This is a genomic window from Curtobacterium sp. ZW137 (genome assembly GCF_003762905.1).
In the GTDB taxonomy this organism is placed as follows: domain Bacteria; phylum Actinomycetota; class Actinomycetes; order Actinomycetales; family Microbacteriaceae; genus Curtobacterium.
This window is the reverse complement of the sequence record NZ_RJKS01000002.1, coordinates 590,606-610,666: the sequence shown is the minus strand read 5'-3', so window position 1 is coordinate 610,666 and position 20,061 is coordinate 590,606. Positions and strand designations below refer to the sequence as shown.

19 protein-coding genes are annotated in these 20,061 nt (G+C 73.1%); 12 read left to right on the top strand and 7 right to left on the bottom strand.

Annotated features, from left to right (window positions below; genetic code table 11):
• Nucleotides 1-42: 42 nt before the first annotated feature.
• From EDF55_RS08095 to EDF55_RS08085, 3 genes are all read left to right on the top strand, one after another.
• On the top strand, nucleotides 43-1,185 hold the full coding sequence (locus tag EDF55_RS08095) for a signal peptidase I (protein WP_185017226.1): 1,143 nt from the start codon (nucleotides 43-45) through the stop codon (nucleotides 1,183-1,185).
• A 109-nt stretch (nucleotides 1,186-1,294) separates the two neighbouring features.
• Nucleotides 1,295-2,464, top strand: coding sequence for an exonuclease SbcCD subunit D (locus tag EDF55_RS08090; protein WP_123654378.1), 1,170 nt, complete (start codon nucleotides 1,295-1,297; stop codon nucleotides 2,462-2,464).
• Nucleotides 2,464-5,481: an AAA family ATPase gene (locus EDF55_RS08085; RefSeq protein WP_123654377.1), complete on the top strand. Its 3,018-nt coding sequence runs from the start codon at nucleotides 2,464-2,466 to the stop codon at nucleotides 5,479-5,481. The genes EDF55_RS08090 and EDF55_RS08085 overlap by 1 nt, the downstream gene beginning before the upstream one ends.
• A 90-nt stretch (nucleotides 5,482-5,571) precedes the next feature.
• On the opposite strand, the gene EDF55_RS08080 is transcribed toward EDF55_RS08085, so the two are convergent.
• Complete coding sequence (locus EDF55_RS08080) at nucleotides 5,572-5,751, bottom strand: hypothetical protein (protein ID WP_123654376.1); 180 nt, start codon at nucleotides 5,749-5,751, stop codon at nucleotides 5,572-5,574.
• Entirely contained in the window at nucleotides 5,748-6,545 is a 798-nt protein-coding gene (locus EDF55_RS08075) for a class E sortase (protein WP_260235860.1), read from the bottom strand. Before EDF55_RS08075 ends, EDF55_RS08080 begins: the two co-directional genes overlap by 4 nt.
• Nucleotides 6,546-6,654: 109 nt before the next feature.
• Between EDF55_RS08075 and EDF55_RS08070 the strand changes: the two genes are divergently transcribed.
• Nucleotides 6,655-7,089: a GNAT family acetyltransferase gene (locus EDF55_RS08070; RefSeq protein ID WP_123654375.1), complete on the top strand. Its 435-nt coding sequence runs from the start codon at nucleotides 6,655-6,657 to the stop codon at nucleotides 7,087-7,089.
• Between the two features lie 18 nt (nucleotides 7,090-7,107).
• Here EDF55_RS08070 and EDF55_RS08065 read toward each other — a convergent pair whose 3' ends face one another.
• Nucleotides 7,108-8,052 carry an EamA family transporter gene (locus tag EDF55_RS08065; protein ID WP_123654374.1) on the bottom strand — a complete coding sequence of 315 codons (945 nt, stop codon included), beginning with the start codon at nucleotides 8,050-8,052 and terminating at the stop codon, nucleotides 7,108-7,110.
• A gap of 36 nt (nucleotides 8,053-8,088) precedes the next feature.
• Between EDF55_RS08065 and EDF55_RS08060 the strand changes: the two genes are divergently transcribed.
• From EDF55_RS08060 to EDF55_RS08035, 6 genes are all read left to right on the top strand, one after another.
• Nucleotides 8,089-9,249 carry a CPBP family intramembrane glutamic endopeptidase gene (locus tag EDF55_RS08060; protein WP_123654373.1) on the top strand — a complete coding sequence of 387 codons (1,161 nt, stop codon included), beginning with the start codon at nucleotides 8,089-8,091 and terminating at the stop codon, nucleotides 9,247-9,249.
• 9 nt (nucleotides 9,250-9,258) lie between these two features.
• Nucleotides 9,259-11,106 carry a DNA helicase RecQ gene (recQ, locus tag EDF55_RS08055; RefSeq protein ID WP_123654372.1) on the top strand — a complete coding sequence of 616 codons (1,848 nt, stop codon included), beginning with the start codon at nucleotides 9,259-9,261 and terminating at the stop codon, nucleotides 11,104-11,106.
• A gap of 97 nt (nucleotides 11,107-11,203) precedes the next feature.
• Nucleotides 11,204-11,935, top strand: a complete 732-nt coding sequence (locus tag EDF55_RS08050) for a 1-acyl-sn-glycerol-3-phosphate acyltransferase (RefSeq protein WP_123654371.1) — start codon at nucleotides 11,204-11,206, stop codon at nucleotides 11,933-11,935.
• A gap of 115 nt (nucleotides 11,936-12,050) precedes the next feature.
• A complete protein-coding gene (locus EDF55_RS08045) occupies nucleotides 12,051-12,377 on the top strand; it encodes a hypothetical protein (RefSeq protein WP_123654370.1) in 327 nt (108 codons plus the stop codon).
• A 350-nt stretch (nucleotides 12,378-12,727) separates the two neighbouring features.
• On the top strand, nucleotides 12,728-13,411 hold the full coding sequence (locus EDF55_RS08040; protein ID WP_123654369.1) for a M23 family metallopeptidase: 684 nt from the start codon (nucleotides 12,728-12,730) through the stop codon (nucleotides 13,409-13,411).
• 217 nt (nucleotides 13,412-13,628) lie between these two features.
• The gene (locus tag EDF55_RS08035; RefSeq protein ID WP_311317147.1) at nucleotides 13,629-14,555 is read left to right on the top strand and encodes an NAD(P)-dependent oxidoreductase; all 927 of its coding nucleotides are present in this window, start codon (nucleotides 13,629-13,631) and stop codon (nucleotides 14,553-14,555) included.
• Here EDF55_RS08035 and EDF55_RS08030 read toward each other — a convergent pair whose 3' ends face one another.
• Nucleotides 14,556-14,756, bottom strand: coding sequence for a hypothetical protein (locus EDF55_RS08030; RefSeq protein WP_123654367.1), 201 nt, complete (start codon nucleotides 14,754-14,756; stop codon nucleotides 14,556-14,558).
• 321 nt (nucleotides 14,757-15,077) lie between these two features.
• Here EDF55_RS08030 and EDF55_RS08025 point away from each other — a divergent pair, with 321 nt between their 5' ends.
• The gene (locus EDF55_RS08025; RefSeq protein ID WP_185017222.1) at nucleotides 15,078-15,974 is read left to right on the top strand and encodes an alpha-E domain-containing protein; all 897 of its coding nucleotides are present in this window, start codon (nucleotides 15,078-15,080) and stop codon (nucleotides 15,972-15,974) included.
• A gap of 117 nt (nucleotides 15,975-16,091) precedes the next feature.
• Here the strand turns inward: EDF55_RS08025 and EDF55_RS08020 are convergent, their stop codons facing one another.
• Together EDF55_RS08020 and EDF55_RS08015 are read right to left on the bottom strand one after the other, a co-directional pair.
• Nucleotides 16,092-17,438, bottom strand: a complete 1,347-nt coding sequence (locus EDF55_RS08020) for an MFS transporter (RefSeq protein WP_123654365.1) — start codon at nucleotides 17,436-17,438, stop codon at nucleotides 16,092-16,094.
• Complete coding sequence (locus EDF55_RS08015) at nucleotides 17,435-17,884, bottom strand: MarR family winged helix-turn-helix transcriptional regulator (protein WP_123654364.1); 450 nt, start codon at nucleotides 17,882-17,884, stop codon at nucleotides 17,435-17,437. Before EDF55_RS08015 ends, EDF55_RS08020 begins: the two co-directional genes overlap by 4 nt.
• Before the next feature lie 126 nt (nucleotides 17,885-18,010).
• Here EDF55_RS08015 and EDF55_RS08010 point away from each other — a divergent pair, with 126 nt between their 5' ends.
• The gene (locus EDF55_RS08010; protein WP_123654363.1) at nucleotides 18,011-18,763 is read left to right on the top strand and encodes an SDR family NAD(P)-dependent oxidoreductase; all 753 of its coding nucleotides are present in this window, start codon (nucleotides 18,011-18,013) and stop codon (nucleotides 18,761-18,763) included.
• 362 nt (nucleotides 18,764-19,125) lie between these two features.
• Here the strand turns inward: EDF55_RS08010 and EDF55_RS08005 are convergent, their stop codons facing one another.
• Nucleotides 19,126-20,055 (bottom strand): acetamidase/formamidase family protein, encoded by a 930-nt coding sequence (locus EDF55_RS08005; RefSeq protein WP_123654362.1) that lies wholly within the window; start codon nucleotides 20,053-20,055, stop codon nucleotides 19,126-19,128.
• Nucleotides 20,056-20,061: the final 6 nt, after the last annotated feature.

Genomic DNA, 20,061 nt, shown 5'->3' with positions numbered 1-20,061 from the left:
GCCCGTCCGCCACACACAGCACGCCCCCAGTCGAAGGCAGCCATGGTCAGCATCGAGGTCAGCGGACCGCACGCACCGCGTGCACCGCACGATGCGCTCAGGGACGCCGCCGACTGGGGGCGTGTCGTCGTCGCCACGCTCGCCCGAGGCGTCGTCGCGACGCTCCTCGGCCTGGCGCTCTGGGCGGCCGCACCGGCCGTGATCGGCTGGCAGCCCACCACGGTCATGACCGGGTCGATGGAGCCGCGGCTGGTCCCCGGCGACGTCGTCGTGTCCCGTCCCGTCGCGCCGGCGCAGCTCCGGCTCGGTCAGGTCCTGCTCGCGGACGACCCGGACCAGCCGGGACACCTCCGCATGCACCGGTACGTCAAGGCCGGGGCCGCCGGGACGCTCGTCACCAAGGGCGACGCGAACCCGCAGCGGGACTCCACCCCGATCGAGCGGTCGGCCGTGCACGGGGTCGCGTTCCTGCGCATCCCGTACGTCGGGACGCCGATCGTCTGGCTGCGGGACGGCGAGTGGCACAAGGTGGTCCTCCTCGCGCTGGCCCTGACCGCGATGCTGTACCTCGGCACGATCGACGGGTCGCTGCGGCGGCTCGGTTCCGCTCCCGCAGACGGTGCCGACGGCGACGACGGTCTGGAGGCTCCCACCGGGTCCGCCCCGCCCGTCGCCTCGACTGCGTCCACCGTTGCCGGGCCCCGCTCGCGTCGCGCACTCCGCCGTCGCGCCCGACGGGTGCGCCGGCTCCGCCGGAGCGGCGCGGTCGCCGCCGTCGTGCTCGTCGCCGGGGGACTCGGCGTGTTGCTGCCCGCGCAGGCCGTCGCCGCGCCGTGGACGAAGACGACGGTCAACCCGACGACGAGCTTCGCGACGGCGACGGCCACCGCGGTGACGGCGCTCACCTGCACGAACAACGCCGACAACACCGTCACGATCGGGTGGACCTACCCCGGGGCCGCCGGGGTCCCGACGTCGTTCGACGTGCTGATGGGGACGACCGTGGTCGGGACCGCGACGGGGTCCGCCAGCTCGGCGCGGGTCGCCGGCAGCGGCATCCTCAGCCTCGGCGCGACCGTCACCGTGAACGTCCGGACGAACCTCGGCGGGACCTGGAGCGCGACCAGCTCGTCGACGGCGAAGATCAAGACGGCGGTCATCGGCACGAACCTCACCTGCGGCTGAGCGGCTGAGCGGCTGGCTCCGGGTTCCGGTCCTTGGTCCTCGGCCGGGTTGTCCACAGGTCGGGGCGCGGTGTCCGGGGATGTCCGTGGGCGGCACTACCGTGACGGACATGCGCATCCTGCACACCGGCGACTGGCACCTGGGCCGCACCCTGCTCGGTGCCGATCTGCTCGAGCACCAAACGGCGTTCCTCGACCACCTCGTGGGGGTCGTCGTGCAGCGCTCCGTCGACCTCGTGGTCATCGCCGGTGACGTCTACGACCGCGCCATCCCGCCGGTCGACGCCGTCCGGATGCTCTCCACCGTGCTCGAACGGCTCGCCGCCGTCGCCACGGTCGTCGTCACCCCGGGCAACCACGACTCCGCCGCCCGGCTCGGGTTCGGCTCCGGCGTCATGAACCAGCGCGTCCGGATCCTCGCCGAACCGACCCGCGTCGGCGACCCCGTGCTCGTCGACGACCCTGATGGTCCGGTCGCCGTCTACGGCATCCCCTACCTGCAGCCCGACATGGTGCGGTACGCGCTCGCCGCCGTGCCGGACGAGCCCCTCGCCCGGTCACACCAGGCCGTCGTCGGCGCCGCGATGGACCGCGTCCGCGCCGACCTCGCCGACCGGCCGGGCACGCGCAGCGTCGTCGTCGCGCACGCCTTCGTCGGCGGCGCGGAACCGAGCGACAGTGAGCAGGACATCCGGGTCGGCGGCGTCGACCGGGTCGCCGAGTCGGCGTTCGCCGGCATCGACTACGTCGCGCTCGGGCACCTTCACGGGCCGCAGCGCGTCGGCGACTCCGAGCGCATCCGGTACGCCGGGTCACCGCTCGCGTTCTCCTTCGGCGAGCGGAACCACACGAAGTCGGTGACCCTGGTGGACCTCGACGCCACCGGTGCGGTCAGCGTCGAGCTGCTGCCGACGCCGGTGCCACGGCCCCTCGTCGACGTCCGTGCCGGCATCGACGCCATCGAGTCGGGGGAGTTCGCCCGGCACGCCGAGTCCTGGGTGCGGGTCGCCGTGACGGACCCGGTGCACCCGGAGCGGATGTACGCCCGCGTCAAGGACCGCTTCCCGCACGCCCTCGCCATCACCCACGAACCCGCCGACGCCCCGGCCCGGACCGCCGGTCGTGCGGTCACCGCCACGTCCGACCCGGTCGAGGTGGCTGCCGACTTCGTGACGTTCGCCACCGGCGGCGCACCCTCGGCCGACGAACTCGTCGTCCTCCGCGAAGCGTACGAAGCCGCTGCCGCCGCGCTCTCCGAACAGGACGGGGCCGCACGCTGATGCACCTGCACCACCTCGAACTCCGCGCCATCGGCCCCTACCCGGACCTCGTCACGATCGACTTCGCCGCGCTCGCCGCGTCCGGGGTCTTCCTGCTCGAAGGGCCGACCGGGTCCGGCAAGTCGACCATCATCGATGCCGTCGTCTTCGCGCTGTACGGCGGGCTCGCGGGCTCCGACGCCAGCAACGACCGCCTGCACAGCCAGCACGCCGACCCCGCGGTCGAACCCTTCGTGGAGCTCGTCTTCGAGACCGGTGCCGGGGTGTTCCGAGTCCGTCGCACGCCCCAGTACGACCGCCCGAAGCAGCGGGGCACCGGCACCGTCAAGCAGCAGTCGTCGGCGCAGCTCTCCCGGCTCGCGGACCCGGCAGACCCGGCGGGTGAACCGGTCTCGGCGCGCGCGCAGGAAGTCGGTGCGGAGATCGCGCGCATCGTCGGCCTCGACCGCGCCCAGTTCCTGCAGACCGTCGTGCTGCCGCAGGGCGAGTTCGCGCGGTTCCTGAAGTCTCCGGGGGAAGACCGCCGGAAGCTCCTGCAGTCCCTGTTCGGCACCGAGATCTACGACCGCACCGCCGATGAGCTCGCCGCCCGCCGCCGTGCGGCCGCGGCCGAGGTGGACGCCGCGGACGCCCGTGTCCGCGACGCCCTCGCGCGCTTCGCCGAGGCATCGGGACGCTCCGCCGCCGACGAGCCGGACGTCCCCGCGGTCGTCACCGAACTCCGCGCGGTGGCCGACGCCGCCGCGCACGCCCGTTCCGACGCCACGGCCGCGGCGCAGCTCGCAGCCGACCACGAGCAGGCCGTCGTGCTCCGGCTCGCCGCGCTCGAGCGCCGGGCGGCACTGCTCCGCCGGGCTGCCGCACTCGACGACCGGGCCGTCGCCGTCGCCGCCGCGCGGGCGCGTCTGGCCCTCGCGGAGCGTGCCGCCCGGGTCGCCGCGGTCGCCGACGGGCTCGACGCGGCCCGGGCCCGTGCCACCCGGGCCGAGCAGGAGCGGGACGCCCTGCGCGAGCGGCACGGCGTGCACCACACGGACACCACGGGCGGCACCACGGGTGGCACCGCGGGCGTGCGGGACCGGCTCGCCGAGGCAGTCGGAGCCGTCCGGCACCTCGTGCCCGTCGCCGAGTCGCTGCCCGGACGCCGTTCGGCGGTCGACACCGCGGTCGCGGACGCGGAACGACTCCGCGAGCAGCTCGCCGAACTCGACGCCGCGCTCGAACGCCGACCGGCCGAACGTGCGCGCATCGTCGAAGCATCGCGTGCCGCAGCCGAAGCCGCCGGGGACGCCGACGCCGCCCAGCGAGCGGTCGACGCCGTGCAGGACCTCCGACGGACCGCCGCCGAGCTCGACGCCGTCCGCGCGCGGGTCACCGACGCCGAAGCCGCGGTCGGCGTTGCCCGCGCAGCCGCCACGGCAGCGCTGGCCGCCGAACAGCACCTCCGCGAACGGCGGATCGCGGGGCTCGCCGGGGAACTCGGGGCCGCCCTGACGCCCGGCGATCCCTGCCCGGTGTGCGGCGCGGTGGAGCACCCGGCCGTCGCGATGCCGCAGGACGACCACCCGACCCCGGCGCAGATCGACGAAGCGGCAGCAGCAGCACGGCGCGCCGACAGCGTGCTCGCCGATGCGGCGACCGACCTCGCGCTCGAGCGTGCGGAGCAGGACCGTCTCGCCACCGTCGTCGGATCGGTCTCCGTCGCGGACATCGACCGTCGTGACACCGAGGCCACCGCACGACTCCGGGCCGCACGGGCGGCGGCCACGACCGTCGCGGAGCGCGAGCGGGAGCGCACTGCGCACGACGACGCGACGCGGGCGCTCGAGCGGGAGCGCAACGACGTCGACGCCCGGCGCCAGGTGCTCCTCGCGACGAGCGCCGCCGACGAGCAGCGACTCGACCAGGACACCGACCTCGTCCGGGCGGCGCTGGACTCGCTGTCCACAGCGCCAACCGCACCCGCTGCGCCCGACGCACCTGCCGCTCCCGACGACCTGGCGGGTGCCGTCGCCGCGCTCGACCGCCGCGTCGCCGAGCTCGGTGCCGTGGTCGACGCCGAGGAACGAGCCCGCGCTGCCACCGCCGTCGCGGACGAGCGGGCGACGGAGGTCGCTCGCATCGTCGCCGACCAGGACTTCCCGGACGTCGCGGCAGCGCGCGCTGCGCAGCTCGACGCGGCGGAGACGACCAGGCTCCGTCGCGACGTCGACGACGCCGACCGCGAGCGCGCCGTCGTCGACGCCGGACTCGCCGAACCGCCCGTGGTCGCCGCCGCCGACGACGATGCCGAGGCACTCGACCTCGACGGTGCCCGAGCGGAGAAGGCCCGCACTGCTGCCGTGCTCGACGCCGCCACCCGAGCCGCGGTCACCGCCGAGGATCGGGCCGGCGCGACCGAGCGCTGCGCCACCGAGGTCACCCGAGCGGTCACGGCACGCGAGTCCACCTCGGCGCGGAGCCGTGCCGTCGTCCGGCTCGCCGACATCGCCTCCGGGGCGCCGGGGCACAACCCGACCGGCATCACGCTCGGCACCTACGTGCTGATGCGCCGCTTCGAGGACGTCGTCGCCGCCGCCAACGACCGGCTCCGGTCGATGCTCGGCGGACGCTTCACGCTCGAGACCTCGGACGAACGAGAATCCGGCGTCCGGGCACGCCGTACGGGCCTGGCGCTCGCCGTGCGCGACCACACGACCGACACCACGCGTGACCCGAGGAGCCTGTCGGGCGGTGAGACCTTCACGTTCTCGCTCTGCCTGGCCCTCGGGCTCGCCGACGTCGTCCAGGCCGAAGCCGGCGGGGTCTCGCTCGGCACCCTGTTCGTCGACGAAGGGTTCGGCACGCTCGACCCGGAGACCCTCGACGACGTCATCGGTCAGCTCGCACGGCTGACGGCGGGCGGGCGTCAGGTCGGCATCGTCAGCCACGTCGAGGAGCTCAAGCAGCGCATCCCGGAGCGGATCGCGGTGCGGCGGGCTCCCGGCGGCGGTTCGCGGGTGACCACGACCGTCTGACCCGGGGACCAGGCCGCACCGGCCGCGGCCGCGGGCGACGTCAGCGCCAGCGTCGACGTCAGCGCGTCAGCGCATCAGCGCGTCAGGCCGTCAGGGCGTCGGGGTCGAGGTGTCCACGGTGCCGTCGGGCGGCGGCAGGATGTCCGCCGCGACCCACGGGAACACCCACGTGAACAGCACGAAGACGATCGCGGCGAGGAGCACGACCAGCTCGAGCACCTTGAGCGCGGTGGGACCCGGCAGGATCCGCCAGACGAACGGGAAGATCACTTGGCGGTCTCCGAGAGTTCCTTCGGGGTGCCCTCGGACGCGGGCATCCAGTAGTCGAGCTTCGCGTGCGTGACGTACCGCTCCTTCGCGGACCACATCGGGTGGCACGCGGTGAGGGTCAGCCAGCGGTCGCTCGCGGTCGGTGCGACACCGGGCTTGTTCGGCACCGGCGCGATCGTCTCGACGTGGTCGGGGGTGACGATCTGGCTGTCGGTGACCTCGTAGACGTACCAGACGTCGAAGTCGGTCGCCTTGTCGGTCACCCGGACGACGATCGCGTCGCCGGTCTTCAGCTCGGCGATCTGGTTGAGCGGCTTGCCGTAGGTGACTCGGTGCCCGGCGACGGCGAAGTTGCCGGGAGCGCCGGGCATCGCGGTGTCCTGGTAGTGCCCGAGCCCGACGGTGTTGAGCACCTTCTCACGGTCGGTGCCCTCACCGATGGGACGGTCGTAGTCGGCGCCGAAGCGGGGGATCTGCATCGTGCCGAAGACGTCGGACAGGGCGGGCGGTTCCGCGAGGACCGGTGCAGTGCCCCGGTGCTCTGCGCCGGTACCGAAGCCGGCTTCCTTCTGTCCGAGGTCCTTGACGAGCGCGGTCTGTCCGTGGACTGCGACGACATCGGTCCACCAGGCCGTCCACAGCACGTACAGGCCGGTGATCGCGCCCGCGACGATGAGGAGTTCGGCGATGAGCGAGACGATCGCGCCGCCGACGGTCTGGCGCGGCCGCTGCCGTCGCTCAGGACGAGCGTGGCGCTCGCCACGGCGCGGCGGGAGGGTCTCCTGAGCGGTCACGTGGCTCCTGGTCCGGTGGTGAGACGTCGCGGTGGACGACGCTCAGGTCTATCAGATCACGAGAACGCCTCGATGACGGCATTGTCCACAGCACCGTTACCGTGGAGTGATGCAGCAGGTCATCCGCCGTTTCGTCCCGGCCGACACCGAAGCCGTCGTCGCGCTCTGGGAGTCCTGCGGCCTGGTCCGTCCGTGGAACGACCCGCGGAAGGACATCGCGCGGAAGCTGACCGTGCAGCCCGAGCTGTTCCTGGTGGCGGTCGACGCCGACGACGACGGCGTGGTGGTCGGTGCCGGGATGGCCGGCTTCGACGGGCACCGGGGCTGGGTGAACTACCTCGCGGTGCGGCCGGACCTGCAGGGCTCCGGGCTCGGGCGGGCGTTCATGACCGAGTTCGAGCGGCTGCTCGCGGACCTCGGCTGCCCGAAGCTCAACCTGCAGGTGCGTGCGGGCAACGAGCGCGTGATCGGGTTCTACGAGTCCCTCGGCTACGCGGACGACCGCACGGTGTCGCTCGGCAAACGCCTCATCCCCGACGCCTGACCCGCGCGCCGCCGCCGGTCACGCCAGGGCGAGTGCCACCGACGCCACGAGCGCCAGCCCGATGCCCACGGCCTGCAGAACGGTGAGCCGCTCGCGGAGCACCACAGCCGCCAGCACCACCGTGCCGATCGGGTACAGCGCGTTGAGCACGCTCATCACCGGGAGCGTCGACGGGTCCGTGCTCGAGTGCAGCCCGGCCTGGATGAACACGTTCGCCAGCGCGTCGAGCACCCCGCACGCGACGATCACGAGCGCGATCCGCCGGACGGACGCCCCCGCGGACCCGGGGCCGGGAACCGCACCCGCCGGCGCCGGCCCGGCGGGGTCTGCCGAGCCTCCCGACCGAACAGACGTGACCGACGTGGCAGACGCGACCCGCGTCCACACCAGGGCCGCCGCGCCGAGCAGCACCGCCTGCAGCACTCGCGCCACCACCAGCGGTGCGACGCCGGAGTCGGCGGGTGTCTCGTTGAACGCGAGCACGATCCCGCCGAACCCGCATCCGGCGACCGCTGCCGCGACCACCCCGCGCGTCGTGAGCCGCGCTCCGCCGGGGTCCGGGACGGAGGCGACGAGCACCACCGCGACCACGGCGACGACGAGTGCGCCGACGGCCACGGGGGAGAGGACGGTCCCGCGGAGCACCGCGACGAGCACGGGCACGACGGCGGCGAAGACGGCGGTGAGCGGTGAGAGCACGCTCATCGGCCCGATCGCGAGCGCCGCGTAGAGCAGCAGCACGCCGACGGCACCGGACAGCCCGCCGAGCGCACCCCACACGGTCGCGGACCAGGAGAACCGCCCACCGACCACGACGAGTCCGACGAGCAGCGGCGCGATCCCGACGGCCGCACCGATCGCGGCCACGGTCACCGGTCGGACGCGCCGGGACGCCAGTCCGCCGAGGAAGTCCGCGAACCCGTAGACGAGCGCGCCACTGAGGCCGAGCAGGACGGTGAGCACGGGTCCCATCCTGCCCCGCCCGGTAGCCTGCGCTGCGTGAGCGTTCCCTACCACCGTCTCTTCCGCGTCGCCGGCCGCTGGCGCTGGTGGCGTCCGCTCGTCGCCCTCGCGTTCCTCGCCGGGTGGTACCTGGTGTCGCAGGTCCTCATCACCGTGGCGTACTTCGTGCCGATCGGTGCGACGCAGGGACCGGACGGGCTGCTCGACCTGGAGCGGAGTCTGCAGGACTCAGCGCTCGACCCCACGGACCCGATCATCCTGAGCCTGTCGCTGGTGTCGCTCGTGGTGCTGCTGCCGGGGATCCTGCTCGCGGTGAAGATCGCGCGGATCGGCCCGGCGAACACGCTGTCGTCGGTGCGGTTCCGGGTCCGCTGGCGCTGGGCCGCGTGGTGCGTGCTGCCGACGCTGGTGATCGCTGCGGTCATGTTCGTCTTCCAGGCCGCCGGCACGTTCACGTTCGCCGGTGGTTTCGCCTGGAACACGGCCGAGATCGGCCAGTCGACGGTGTCGCTCGGCACCCTGACGACGACGATCGTGCTCGTCGTCCTGCTCGTGCCGTTCCAGGGCGCGGCCGAGGAGTACATCTTCCGCGGCTTCCTGATGCAGACGATCGGCGCCTGGATCCCGTGGCGGATCGTCGGGACGGTCGTCGCGGTGGCCGTGTCGACCGTGGTGTTCGCGCTGCTGCACATCCCGAACGGCTACAACGTGTGGGGGATCCTCGACGTCGGGTCGTTCGGCCTGGTCGCGGCCGTCATCGTGCTCCGGACCGGTGGGCTCGAGGCAACCGTGCTCCAGCACGCCTTCAACAACATCATGATCTTCGTGCTGCAGGCGCCGGGGTGGTCCAAGGTCGACCTCGACTCCTCGAACGGCTCGATCGGCGGCTGGCTGCTGACGCTGGCCACCTCGCTGGCGTACTGGGGCATGGTCGAGCTCCTCGCGTGGTGGCGGAAGCTGGACCGCACGTTCCCGGGTGCCGAGGCACCCCGGTTCCGTGGTGCGGTGCCGGCCTGGGCAGGCGGCAAGCGCTGGACCCGGCCGGGAGGCTCGGGCTGGCGCGACTCGCCGGCTCGCTCCGAGGGGGTGGCCGGGTCCGGTGCCGTGGGTGCGGCTGCTCCGGCCGGTGCTGGTCCGGTCGGGGCTGGTCCGGCGGACGCTGTGGACAACGCCGGTGGTGTCGCTGGTCGCCCGTAGGCTGGGCGGATGAGCACCACCGAGGCCGCTGCGGCCGTCACCCCGTCGCGCGCGGCCGCGCTCGACGTGCTGCACCGGGTCTGGGGCTACGACGACTTCCGCGGCGAACAGGCCGCGATCATCGACCGCGTCGTCAGCGGCGGGGACGCCCTCGTCCTGATGCCGACCGGTGGCGGCAAGTCGCTCTGCTACCAGGTGCCCGCGCTCGTCCGTGACGGCGTCGGTGTCGTGGTGTCGCCGCTCATCGCCCTCATGCAGGACCAGGTGGACGCCCTCGCGGCGAACGGGGTCCGTGCGGCGTTCCTCAACTCCACGCAGGGGCCGGACGAGCGTGCTCGGGTCGAGCGTGCCGTCGTGCAGGGTGAGGTCGACATGCTCTACCTCGCTCCGGAACGGCTCCGGCTCGAGAACACCCGCGCGCTGCTCGACCGGGCGCGCATCGCGCTCTTCGCCATCGACGAAGCCCACTGTGTGGCGCAGTGGGGCCACGACTTCCGCCCCGACTACCTCGAGCTGAGCGTCCTGCACGAGCGCTGGCCGACGGTGCCCCGCATCGCGCTGACCGCCACGGCGACACCGCAGACCCACCGGGAGATCTCCGCCCGCCTCGGCCTCGACGACGCCGCACACTTCGTCGCGGACTTCGACCGGCCGAACATCCAGTACCGCATCGAACCGAAGACCGGTGCGCTGCAGCAGCTCCTGACGTTCATCCGCACGGAGCACAAGGGCGACGCGGGCATCGTGTACTGCCTGTCGCGCAACTCGGTCGAGCGCACGGCCGCGGCGCTCGTCGCCCAGGGGATCCCGGCGCTGCCGTACCACGCGGGACTCGACGTGCGGGTGCGTGAGCGGAACCAGTCGCAGTTCCTGCGCGAAGACGGCATCGTCATGGTGGCCACGATCGCGTTCGGCATGGGCATCGACAAGCCCGACGTCCGCTTCGTGGCGCACCTCGACCTCCCGAAGTCGGTGGAGGGCTACTACCAGGAGACCGGTCGTGCCGGGCGTGACGGAGCCCCCTCGACCGCGTGGCTCGCGTACGGCCTGAACGACGTCGTGCAGCAGCGCCGGATGATCGACCAGTCCGAAGGCGACGCCGCACACCGACGCCAGCTGAGCGCGCACCTCGACGCCATGCTCGCGCTCTGCGAGACGATCGAGTGCCGCCGGGTCCGGCTGCTCGCGTACTTCGGCCAGGAATCCACGGCGTGCGGCAACTGCGACACCTGCATCGCGCCGCCGGAGTCGTGGGACGGCACCGTGCCGGCGCAGAAGCTCCTGTCGACGATCGTCCGGCTCGACCGGGAACGCGGACAGCGCTACGGCGTCGCGCACCTCGTGGACATCCTCGTCGGCAAGGCGTCACCGCGCGTGCAGGAGCTCCAGCACGAATCCCTCGCCACGTTCGGCATCGGTGCCGACCTGTCCGAGGGCGAATGGCGCACCGTCGCCCGGCAGGTCCTGGCGCAGGGCTACGCGACCGTGTCGAGCGACGGGTACGGCACGCTCGTGCTCAGCCAGTCGAGCGCGGAGGTGCTGGCCGGGCGGGTCCAGGTGCTGATGCGCCGCGACCCGGTGAAGGCCCCGCGTGCCAGCCGCTCCCGTCGACAGGTCGTGTCGGACATGCCGCAGGAAGCGCTCGGGCTGTTCGAGGCGCTCCGGGCCTGGCGTGCCGGTCAGGCCCGCGAGCAAGGGGTCCCGGCGTACGTGGTCTTCAACGACGCCACCCTCCGGGGCATCGCTGCCGTACGTCCCTCCGACGTCGACCAGCTCGCCGAGATCTCCGGCGTCGGCGCCGCGAAGCTCGAGTCGTACGGCCGCGCCGTGCTCGACGTGGTGGCCGCCGCCGACTGACCCGCTGGTCCATGCCGATCGCGGCATGTACCCGTCCGACCCGTGGCTACACTCGGTACCTCCCGCCCCGAGGAGGCAGCAGGTGTCCGGTTCGTCGATGTTCGCCACCGTGCTCGGTCGCGCCGTGGTGGCGCCGCTCGCCCGGGTCGTCTGGCGGCCGAAGATCATCGGACGGAAGAACGTCCCGAAGCGCGGGCCCGTGATCCTCGCGAGCAACCACCGGTCCTTCATCGACTCTCCGGCGATCACGATCATGGCGCCGCGGAAGGTGTCCTTCCTCGCCAAGCAGGAGTACTTCACCGGCAAGGGCTTCCGGGGTGCCGTGTCCCGGGCGTTCTTCGGCGGCATCGGCGCGATCGGCGTCGAGCGGGGCGCGGGTGCCGCTGCGCAGCACGCCCTCGACCTCGGCCTCGCACGCCTGCAGGAGGGTGAGGCCTTCGCGATCTACCCCGAGGGCACGCGGTCCCTCGACGGCCGGATCTACCGCGGTCGGACGGGCGTGGCGTGGCTCGCACTGACGAGCGGCGCTCCGGTCGTCCCCGTCGCCCTGCGCGGCACCGAGGACGTGCAGCCCGTCGGCTCCCGGATCCCGAAGCTCGCCCGCGTCACGATCGAGTTCGGCAAGCCGCTCGACCTCTCCACCTACGGCGAGGCGTCGTCCGGTCGCGCCCGCCGGCACGCGACCGACGCCGTGATGGCCGCGATCCAGGCGATGAGCGGCCAGGAGCCGGCGAACGCCTACAACAACCCGCCGGCGGCCACGATCGTCGAGCGGGTCCGCCGGGTGCTGCACCGGGACGACCCGATCGAGGCCGTCGAACCCGACTGACCGTAGACTATTGCACATGTGAAATATTGCTGGCAGGATGTGCGGAGTGCACAGCGCACACCCGGGTCGTCCGAATCGACCCGGTCTCCTCGCACGTGATCGGAAGGTCAGCAGCATGTCCTCCACCCCGCTCTTCGACTCCGTCGCCCGTGACCACGACGGCGTACCGGCCGTGGCCCGTGCGACGTTCACCCCGGCTCCGACCTCGCCGATGACCGCTCCGGTCCCGTCGGCGCAGTCGATGTTCGTCCCCGCCGCACTCGTCGCGGCCATCGACGAGATCCCCGCCCGTGTCGGTTCGGCCCTCGCACACGAGCACGCCGTCCGCGCCGACCAGCTCGGCCTCGTCGAAGCGGTCGCCGACGCGATCACCCGCGCGGTCGTCGACGCCGTCGTCGCCGAGCTCGACCGGATCACGGCCGACGGCGTCGTGCGCGCCTGACCGCGTACAGCTGCCCGATGACGACGAACCCCGGGCTCCCGGTGCGCCCGCGTGGTGCCGCCCGGGACGCCGCGAACCGCGCAGCTGCTGCTGCCGCTGCCGCTGCCCGCATTCCCCAGTCTTCCGGGGTGACGGTGTCCCCTCCCGCCGCCCCGGAACCCACCTCCCCGGAACCCACTGCCTCTGGACCCGCTGCCTCTGGACCCACTGCCCCCGGACCCGCCTCCCGGGAGCCCGCCTCCCCGCGGGTCGCGCCCCCGAGCCTCCCGAGCCGTCGCAGCCGTCGCAGCCGTCGCCCGGTACGCTCCGCGCGTGCCGACCTCCTCGCCGCGGGCGCACTCGTCGTCCGCATGGTCACGACCCCGCTCCGTGCCCTCGGCGGAGCGGTGCAGTCGGCCCGCGCGATCCCGGTCACCGCGACCGCCGTGGCCGCGTGTCTCTTCGTCACCGTCGCCACGCCACAGCCGGCGAGTGCGAGCACCGTCGACGTCGGCGTGCTCGCGTTCGACATGCAGGAGTTCACCGTGCCCGCCGCCGCGAGCCTCCCGACCGCCCGGGACGGCTTCTCGGTCGGACGTGCGGGTGCGGCTGCCGCACCCGCTGGCACGACCGTCGGCACGACCGCCGGTCCTGCCTCCCGTCCGGTCGCCGGGTCGATCCCGGTCGCCGGCGGCTTCGGCGCGCGGTGGGTCCGCGGGTGCGGGGCGTGCTCGACGAACCACCAGGGCCTCGACTTCGCCGCGCCGCTCGGGACGGTGGTCGTGTCCGCGATGCCCGGACGGGTCGTCTCGGCGGGTGTCTCCGGCGGGTACGGCCAGCAGGTCCTCGTGCAGCACGGCGACGGCACGCAGACCCGGTACGGGCACCTGTCGCAGATCGACGTCCGCGTCGGCCAACCCCTCGTCGCGGGGGAGCGGCTGGGTGCCGTCGGCAGCACCGGGGTCTCGACGGGGGCACACCTGCACTTCGAGGTCATCATCGGCGGCCGTCCCGTCGACCCCGCGACCTGGCTCGGCGCCCGCGGCCTGCTCTGACCCGCCCCGCCCCGCCGCCGCCCGCCGCCCGACCCGCCCAGGCCCTCCGCCCGACCCGCGCAAGCCCTCCGCCGGAGTGGTCCCGGAAAGCGACAGAGGTCACGAGCGATGCCGGCGACCACTGTCGCTTCCGCGCACCACTCCGGCCGCCGAGCGCGCAGCGTGCCGCGCCGGACCCAGCTGACCGGCGCCGCGTGCCCCGGGCGTACCGTCCGAGGTGCCGGCGGCACCGTGCCGCGCGGCGGGACGGAGACACAAGGTGCGCGTGACGGTGCTGGGTACAGGGGCGATGGGAGCCGGAGTGGCGCAGTCGCTGCTCCGCGAGGGACACGACGTCACGGTCTGGAACCGGAGTCGTGACCGGGCGCTGCCGCTGGCAGAGCACGGCGCGACCGTCGCGGACGACCCGGGTGCCGCCGTCGCGGACGCCGAGGTCGTGCTGCTGACCCTGTTCGACACCGACGCCGTGGTCGACGTCCTCGAGCAGGCAGCCGGAGAAGCTCCAGAGGACGCGGTGTGGGTGCAGAGCTCCACGGTCGGGGTCGCCGGCACCGAGACCGTGGTGCAGATCGCCGCGAAGTACGGCATCACCCTCGTCGAGGCGATGATGCTCGGCACGAAGGCCCCCGCGGAGCAGGGCAAGCTGACGATGCTCGCCGCAGGACCGGCCGAGACGCTCGACCGCATCGACCCGGTGTTCGACGCGATCGGCGTGAAGACCGTCCGCGCGGGCGACCAGGTCGGGCAGGCGACCGCGCTGAAGCTCGCCGCCAACGCCTGGATCGCGTCGATCACCGCGGCGACCGGACAGTCGCTCGCGATCGCGCAGGCGCTCGGGATCGACCCGGCGCTGTTCCTCGAGGCGCTCGACGGCTCCGCGAGTGACTCCGCGTACGCCCACACGAAGGGCGAGTCCCTGCTCAAGGGCGAGTTCCCGGCGCAGTTCGCGCTCGACGGACTCCGGAAGGACATCGGCCTGATCACCGACGCGGCCCGCTCCGCCGGGGTGTCGACGACCCTGCTCGACGCGCTCGGCCGGGTCTACGCCGACGCGAGCGCGGCAGGTCACGGCGGGGACGACATCGCCGCGGTCGGCACGGCGTTCCAGGCCGACCACGGCCAGCCGGACCGGGCGCAGGGCTAGCTAGCGGCGGAGCCACCGCCGGAGAGCTGCGCCGAGCCGTCCGACGGCTTCGTCGTTCATGGTGTTCGCGAGGTCGAAGGCCTCACGCGCGGGATCGCCGCCGTCCCGGATACGACGGAGTGCGGCGTCGGCGCGGGCCCGTGCGTCGAGCTCGGCGAGGGGCATGTCGTCCTCGGGCTCGTGCGGACGCGTCTCGGTCATCGCCCCAGGCTACGCTCGCGCGGTCGACGCTCCTGGTGCGGTTCGGCGGCGGAAGCGACACCGCCCCGGACTTCGCGCCGCGCATTCGTGTGCGCGTTGTCGCTCGCCACGATGAGCACGCATCGAGCGACAAGGACCCGGGGGATGCGCGGCGCAGAACTCCGCAGCTTGTCGCATCGCTCGCATCCGCCGCCGCCACCGCATCTGCCCCCGCACCCGCCGCGCCCGCACCCGGCCCGCGCACCACGCAACACCGGTGACGCGGCCCGGAAACACCGCTGCAATCCGAGGTCAGTAGGTTTCCGACATGCAGGAGCCGCGGTGCTGAGCCGACTCGCCGGGAGCGTGTTCCGCGTGGGGGCATCGGTCGAACGCGCCGACGTGATCGCGCGGCTCCTCGACGTCTACCTCGCCCGTCCGGAGGCCGCCGCGGGACCGGGGGAGCGCCTGACCGCCCGCGAGCTCCGGACCGTCGCCGGAGCACCCGTGCGGCCGTCGACGGTGTTCGACCGTGCCGCCACGCTCGAGTCCCTCGCGCTCGACCGGCACGAACCGGCCTCCATCGCCGGCGCGGTCGCCGTCGCCCGTGACGATGCCCGCCGTGCCCGGGACGTCGTGTCGACCGAGCTCTGGGACTGCCTCAACGTGACCAGGTCCCGGATGCCGCGGAAGATCGCCGCGGGTCGGGAGCACGAGTTCCTCGGGTGGGTCCGGGAGCGCAGCGCCCTCGCGATCGGGGTCGTCGAGGGCGATGCCAGCCGGGACGAGGTGTGGGAGTTCTTCACGCTCGGCCGGTCCCTCGCACGCTGCGCCGCCACGGCACGGTTGCTCGCGTCGGACCTGCTCGATCCGACCTCGGTGGCGTCGTGGAGCACGGCGCTCCGGGCATGCGGCGCGGGCGAGGCGTTCCAGCGCGAGTCCCGTCCCGGTGCCCCCGCATCGGAGGCGGCGGCGTTCCTGCTCCTCGACGACCGGAGTCCGCGGTCGATGCTGTTCCTCACCCTGCGCGCGGAGGAGTGCCTCGCGGACGTGGCCCCGACCGTGGTCACCGACGAGCTCGATGCCCTCCGGGATGCCCGGCGTGCGCTGCAGTCGATCCCGCCGGCCGACGCCGTCGAGGCGGCCCGCGCAGCGGGCCAGCGGCTGGCCGCGGTCGCGGAGCGCGTGGCCGGCGCGCTCGACGAACGCGTCTTCGCGGTCGCCGAACCGACGCACTGAGCCGAACCGACGCACTGAGCCGAACCGACGCACTGACGGTCACCACCCACCGGACGGGAGGCTCGGCGCGGGCTGGCACCGAGCCTCCCGTCCGGCGCCTGGACGCGACGCGACGTCTCAGACCGCGCTGGACCGGTCCGCCACCGCCTCGTCGCGCTCCAGGTCGTGCCGGACCGCCGCACGCGACGCGCTGGTCCCGACGACCGGGATCGAGTGCGTCACCGCCATGTGCAGCAGGTTGTCGGCGTCGTACCGCACGCGGAAGTGCTCGTGCCGGACCAGCCAGACCAGGGCGATGGCGAGTGCGACGAAACCCGAGGCTGCACCGACGCCGATCGCCCAGCGGGGGCCGGCGGCGTCCGCGATGGCGCCGACGATCGGGGCGCCGATGGGGGTGCCGCCCGCGAAGATCGCCATGTAGAGCGCCATCACGCGGCCGCGCATCGCCGGGGCGGTCGTGGTCTGGACGAGGGCGTTCGCCGTCGTCATGAAGGTCAGCGACGCGAGACCGACGAACATCAGGACGATCGCGAACGTCCAGTAGGTCGGAGCGAACGCCGCCGCGGTGCACGCCAGGCCGAACCCGGCACTGGCGATGACGAGCAGGCGCATCCGTGGACGCTCGCGGCGGGCCGAGAGCAGGGCGCCGAGCACCGATCCGATCGCCATCACCGAGTTGAGCAGACCGAACTCGCCGGCGCCCTTGTGGAACTCCACCCGCGCCATCGTCGAGGTGAAGATCGGGAAGTTCACGCCGAACGTCCCGACGACGAAGATCATGCAGAGCACGACGATGATGTCGGGCCGGGTGCGCACGTACTTGAAGCCGGCGACGACCTGGCCCTTGCCGCGTTTGGCCCGGACGCGGTCGGCGAGCTGCTCCGGGTCGACGAACCGCAGCGCGCAGAGGACCGCCGCGAACGATGCGGCGTTGATGATGAACACCCACCCGGACCCGATCGCGGCGATGAGCACGCCGGCGACCGCGGGGCCGATGAGCCGCGCGGCGTTGAACGACGCGGAGTTCAGCGCGACGGCGTTCGCGACGTGTTCGCCGGTGACCACGTCGGAGACGAACGCCTGCCGGACGGGGGTGTCGAACGCGGCGACGACACCGAGTGCCAGCGCGAAGCCGTAGAGGGACAGCAGTGTCGCGGTGTTCGTGACGACCATGATGCCGAGCCCCAGCCCGAGCAGGCCCATGAGTGCCTGGGTGAGCATCAGCGTGCGGCGCCGGTCGAAGCGGTCGGCGACGAGGCCGGTCCAGGGGAGCAGGACGAGCTGTGGTCCGAACTGCAGGGCCATCGTGGTGCCGACGGCGATCGCGTCGTTGTGGGTCAGCTGCGTCAGGACGATCCAGTCCTGCGCGGTCCGCTGCATCCAGGTGCCGACGTTCGACACCAGGGCACCTGCGAACCAGATGCGGTAGTTGCGTCCCGACAGGGACCGGAACATGGCCGTCACTGGTGGGCCAGCCTCCTCATGATCTCGGTGGCGTCGGTGAGGACGCGTCGTTCGGCGGGCGTGAGCGCGGCGAGTCTCGGGGAGAGCCAGTCGTCGCGGCGACGACGGGTCTCGACCACGAAGTCGGCTCCGGCCGGGGTCGCGCCGATGAGGACCTTGCGCCGGTCGTCGCCGTGCACGCCCTTCGACACCAGGCCGCGCTCGATGAGCGCTGCGACGGTCTTCGTCATCGACGGCGGGGTGACCCCGTCGCTCCGGCTCAGCTCGGCGAGGGTCATCGGGCCGTCGCGGTGAACCCGCGCCAGGGCGGAGAACATCGCGTCGCTGACGCTCGAGTCGGCCTTCTGCGCGCGGAGCGTCCGGGACAGCCGGTTGACGGCGACGCGGAAGTCCGTGCTGAGTGACGGGTGCGGTGCGGCGCGTTCCGTGGTGTCGGACATGGTCATGATCGTTAGCCTAGCAAATTAGTTCAGCGAACGAACTTGTTGCCGACGGGAATTGTCCATGCGGGTGTATGGTTCTGGATCGTAGACAACACGTGTTGCCGATCAACGAGTAGGAAGAAGCACACAATGTCCGAGTTCGAGGGCAAGGTCGCCATCGTCACCGGTGGCGGCAGCGGCATCGGTGAGGCCATCGCGAAGGAGCTCGCCACCGCGGGCGCGAAGGTCGTCGTCACCGACATCAAGCTCGACGGTGCCCAGCGCGTCGTCGCGTCGATCGAGGAAGCGGGCGGCACCGCGGTCGCGTTCGAGGCGAACTCGGCCGTCGCCGCCGACAACGAGCGGGCCGTGCAGTTCGCGGTCGACACCTACGGCGCGCTGCACCTCGCGGTGAACAACGCCGGCATCGGCGCCGCCCCGCAGCCGATCGGCGAGTACGACATCGCCGCGTGGGACCGCGTCCGCGCGGTCGACCTCGACGGCGTCTTCTACGGGCTCCGCTACGAGATCCCGGCGATCCTCGCGGCCGGCGGTGGCGCGATCGTGAACATGGCGTCCGTCCTCGGCTCGGTCGGCATCGCGCAGAACGCCGCGTACGTCGCGTCCAAGCACGCGCTCGTCGGCCTCACCAAGGTCGCGGCGCTCGAGTACACCGCGCAGGGTGTCCGCACCAACGCGGTCGGCCCCGGCTTCATCGACACGCCCCTGGTCCGCGCGTCGCTGTCCGCCGAGGAGCTCTCCGCGCTGGAGTCCGAGCACGCTGCGAAGCGTCTCGGGACCGACGCCGAGGTCGCTGCGCTCGTGCTGTTCCTGCTGAGCGACAAGGCCTCGTTCATCTCGGGCAGCTACCACCTGGTGGACGGCGGCTACTCCGCCCACTGAGGTGGTGCCGCCGCGGGGGTGTCCTTTCCCGCGGAGGTGGTCGAATCGCGCGTAGGCAGTCGGGAGTTCCGACTGCGTACGCGCGATTCGCCTTCCCAGCGTGAGCGCGATGGGAAGGAACGCGCACCACGCGCGTCGGACGGGAGGCCGTGCTCACGTTCCCGACTCCGGGAGCGTGAGCACGGCCTCCCGTCCAGTGCTGTGCCCGCGTCGATCGCCCAGCCGCGGGTGCAAACGCGCGTGGGTGGTCGAATCGCGCGTGGGAGGTCGGAAGTTCCCACCCACCACGCGCGATTCGGCTTCCCAGGGCGGGCGCGATGGGAAGGAACGCGCGTCGGGAGCCACCGCGTCCGCCGCGTCCGTCAGGCGAGGATCGCGCCGTGCGGGAGCAGCGCGTGCACGCCCCACGTCCGGTTCGCGACCTGGGTGACGCGCATGCTCACGGCGACGCTGGCCATCGCGAGTGCCTCGGCGCGACCGATGCCGTGCTCGCCGGCGATCCAGGAGACCATCCGGTCGAGCGCGGTCGTCGTCGCGGTGTTGAGGTCCGCGTCGAACCCGAACGTGATGCGCCCGGCGGGGGTGTCCGCGTGCACGCCCTCGACCGGAGCCGTGTCCAGCAGGGAGAGCGTCATCGTCGTGGTCATGCCGCACTCGATCGCGGTGCCGGACACCTCGCCGTCGCCCTGCGCCGCGTGCCCGTCGCCGACGAACAGCAGCGCGTCGGGCACCGTCACCGGGAGGTACAGCGTCGAGCCGACGACGAGCTCGCGGCAGTCGATGTTGCCGCCGCCGATCGCACGCGGTGGGATGGTCGAGTGCTCCCCGGACGGCTCCGGCGGCAGACCGACGACGCCGAGGAACGGCGCGGTGCGGACCCCGAGGCCGAGCTGGTTCCGTGCGACGCCCCGCTCCGGGTCGATCTCCCAGAGGAGCGGCCCACGGGAGGTCGGGTCGGCGAGCCCGAGCGCGCGGTTCACCGGGGTGTCGACGCCGCCGGAGCCGGTGTAGCCCCAGTCGTCGGGGACCAGCGCGTCGAACCGCACGGCGAGGACCTGGCCCGGACGGGCACCCGCGACGGCGACCGGGCCGACCAGGCAGTGGCCGCGGCGCGGGTCGAGGAGCGTCGGGACGTCGACCCCGGGCTGCTGCTGTCGTTCGGTGTAGCCGGCGGCGCTCAGGGTGCGGACCGTCACGGTGTCGCCGGGTCCGACGCGGAGCACGGGCGCGCGCTCCGCGGTGAAGACGTCGATGGCGGACTCGAGGGAGGCGTCGATGCGGTGTTCGGTCACGCTCCG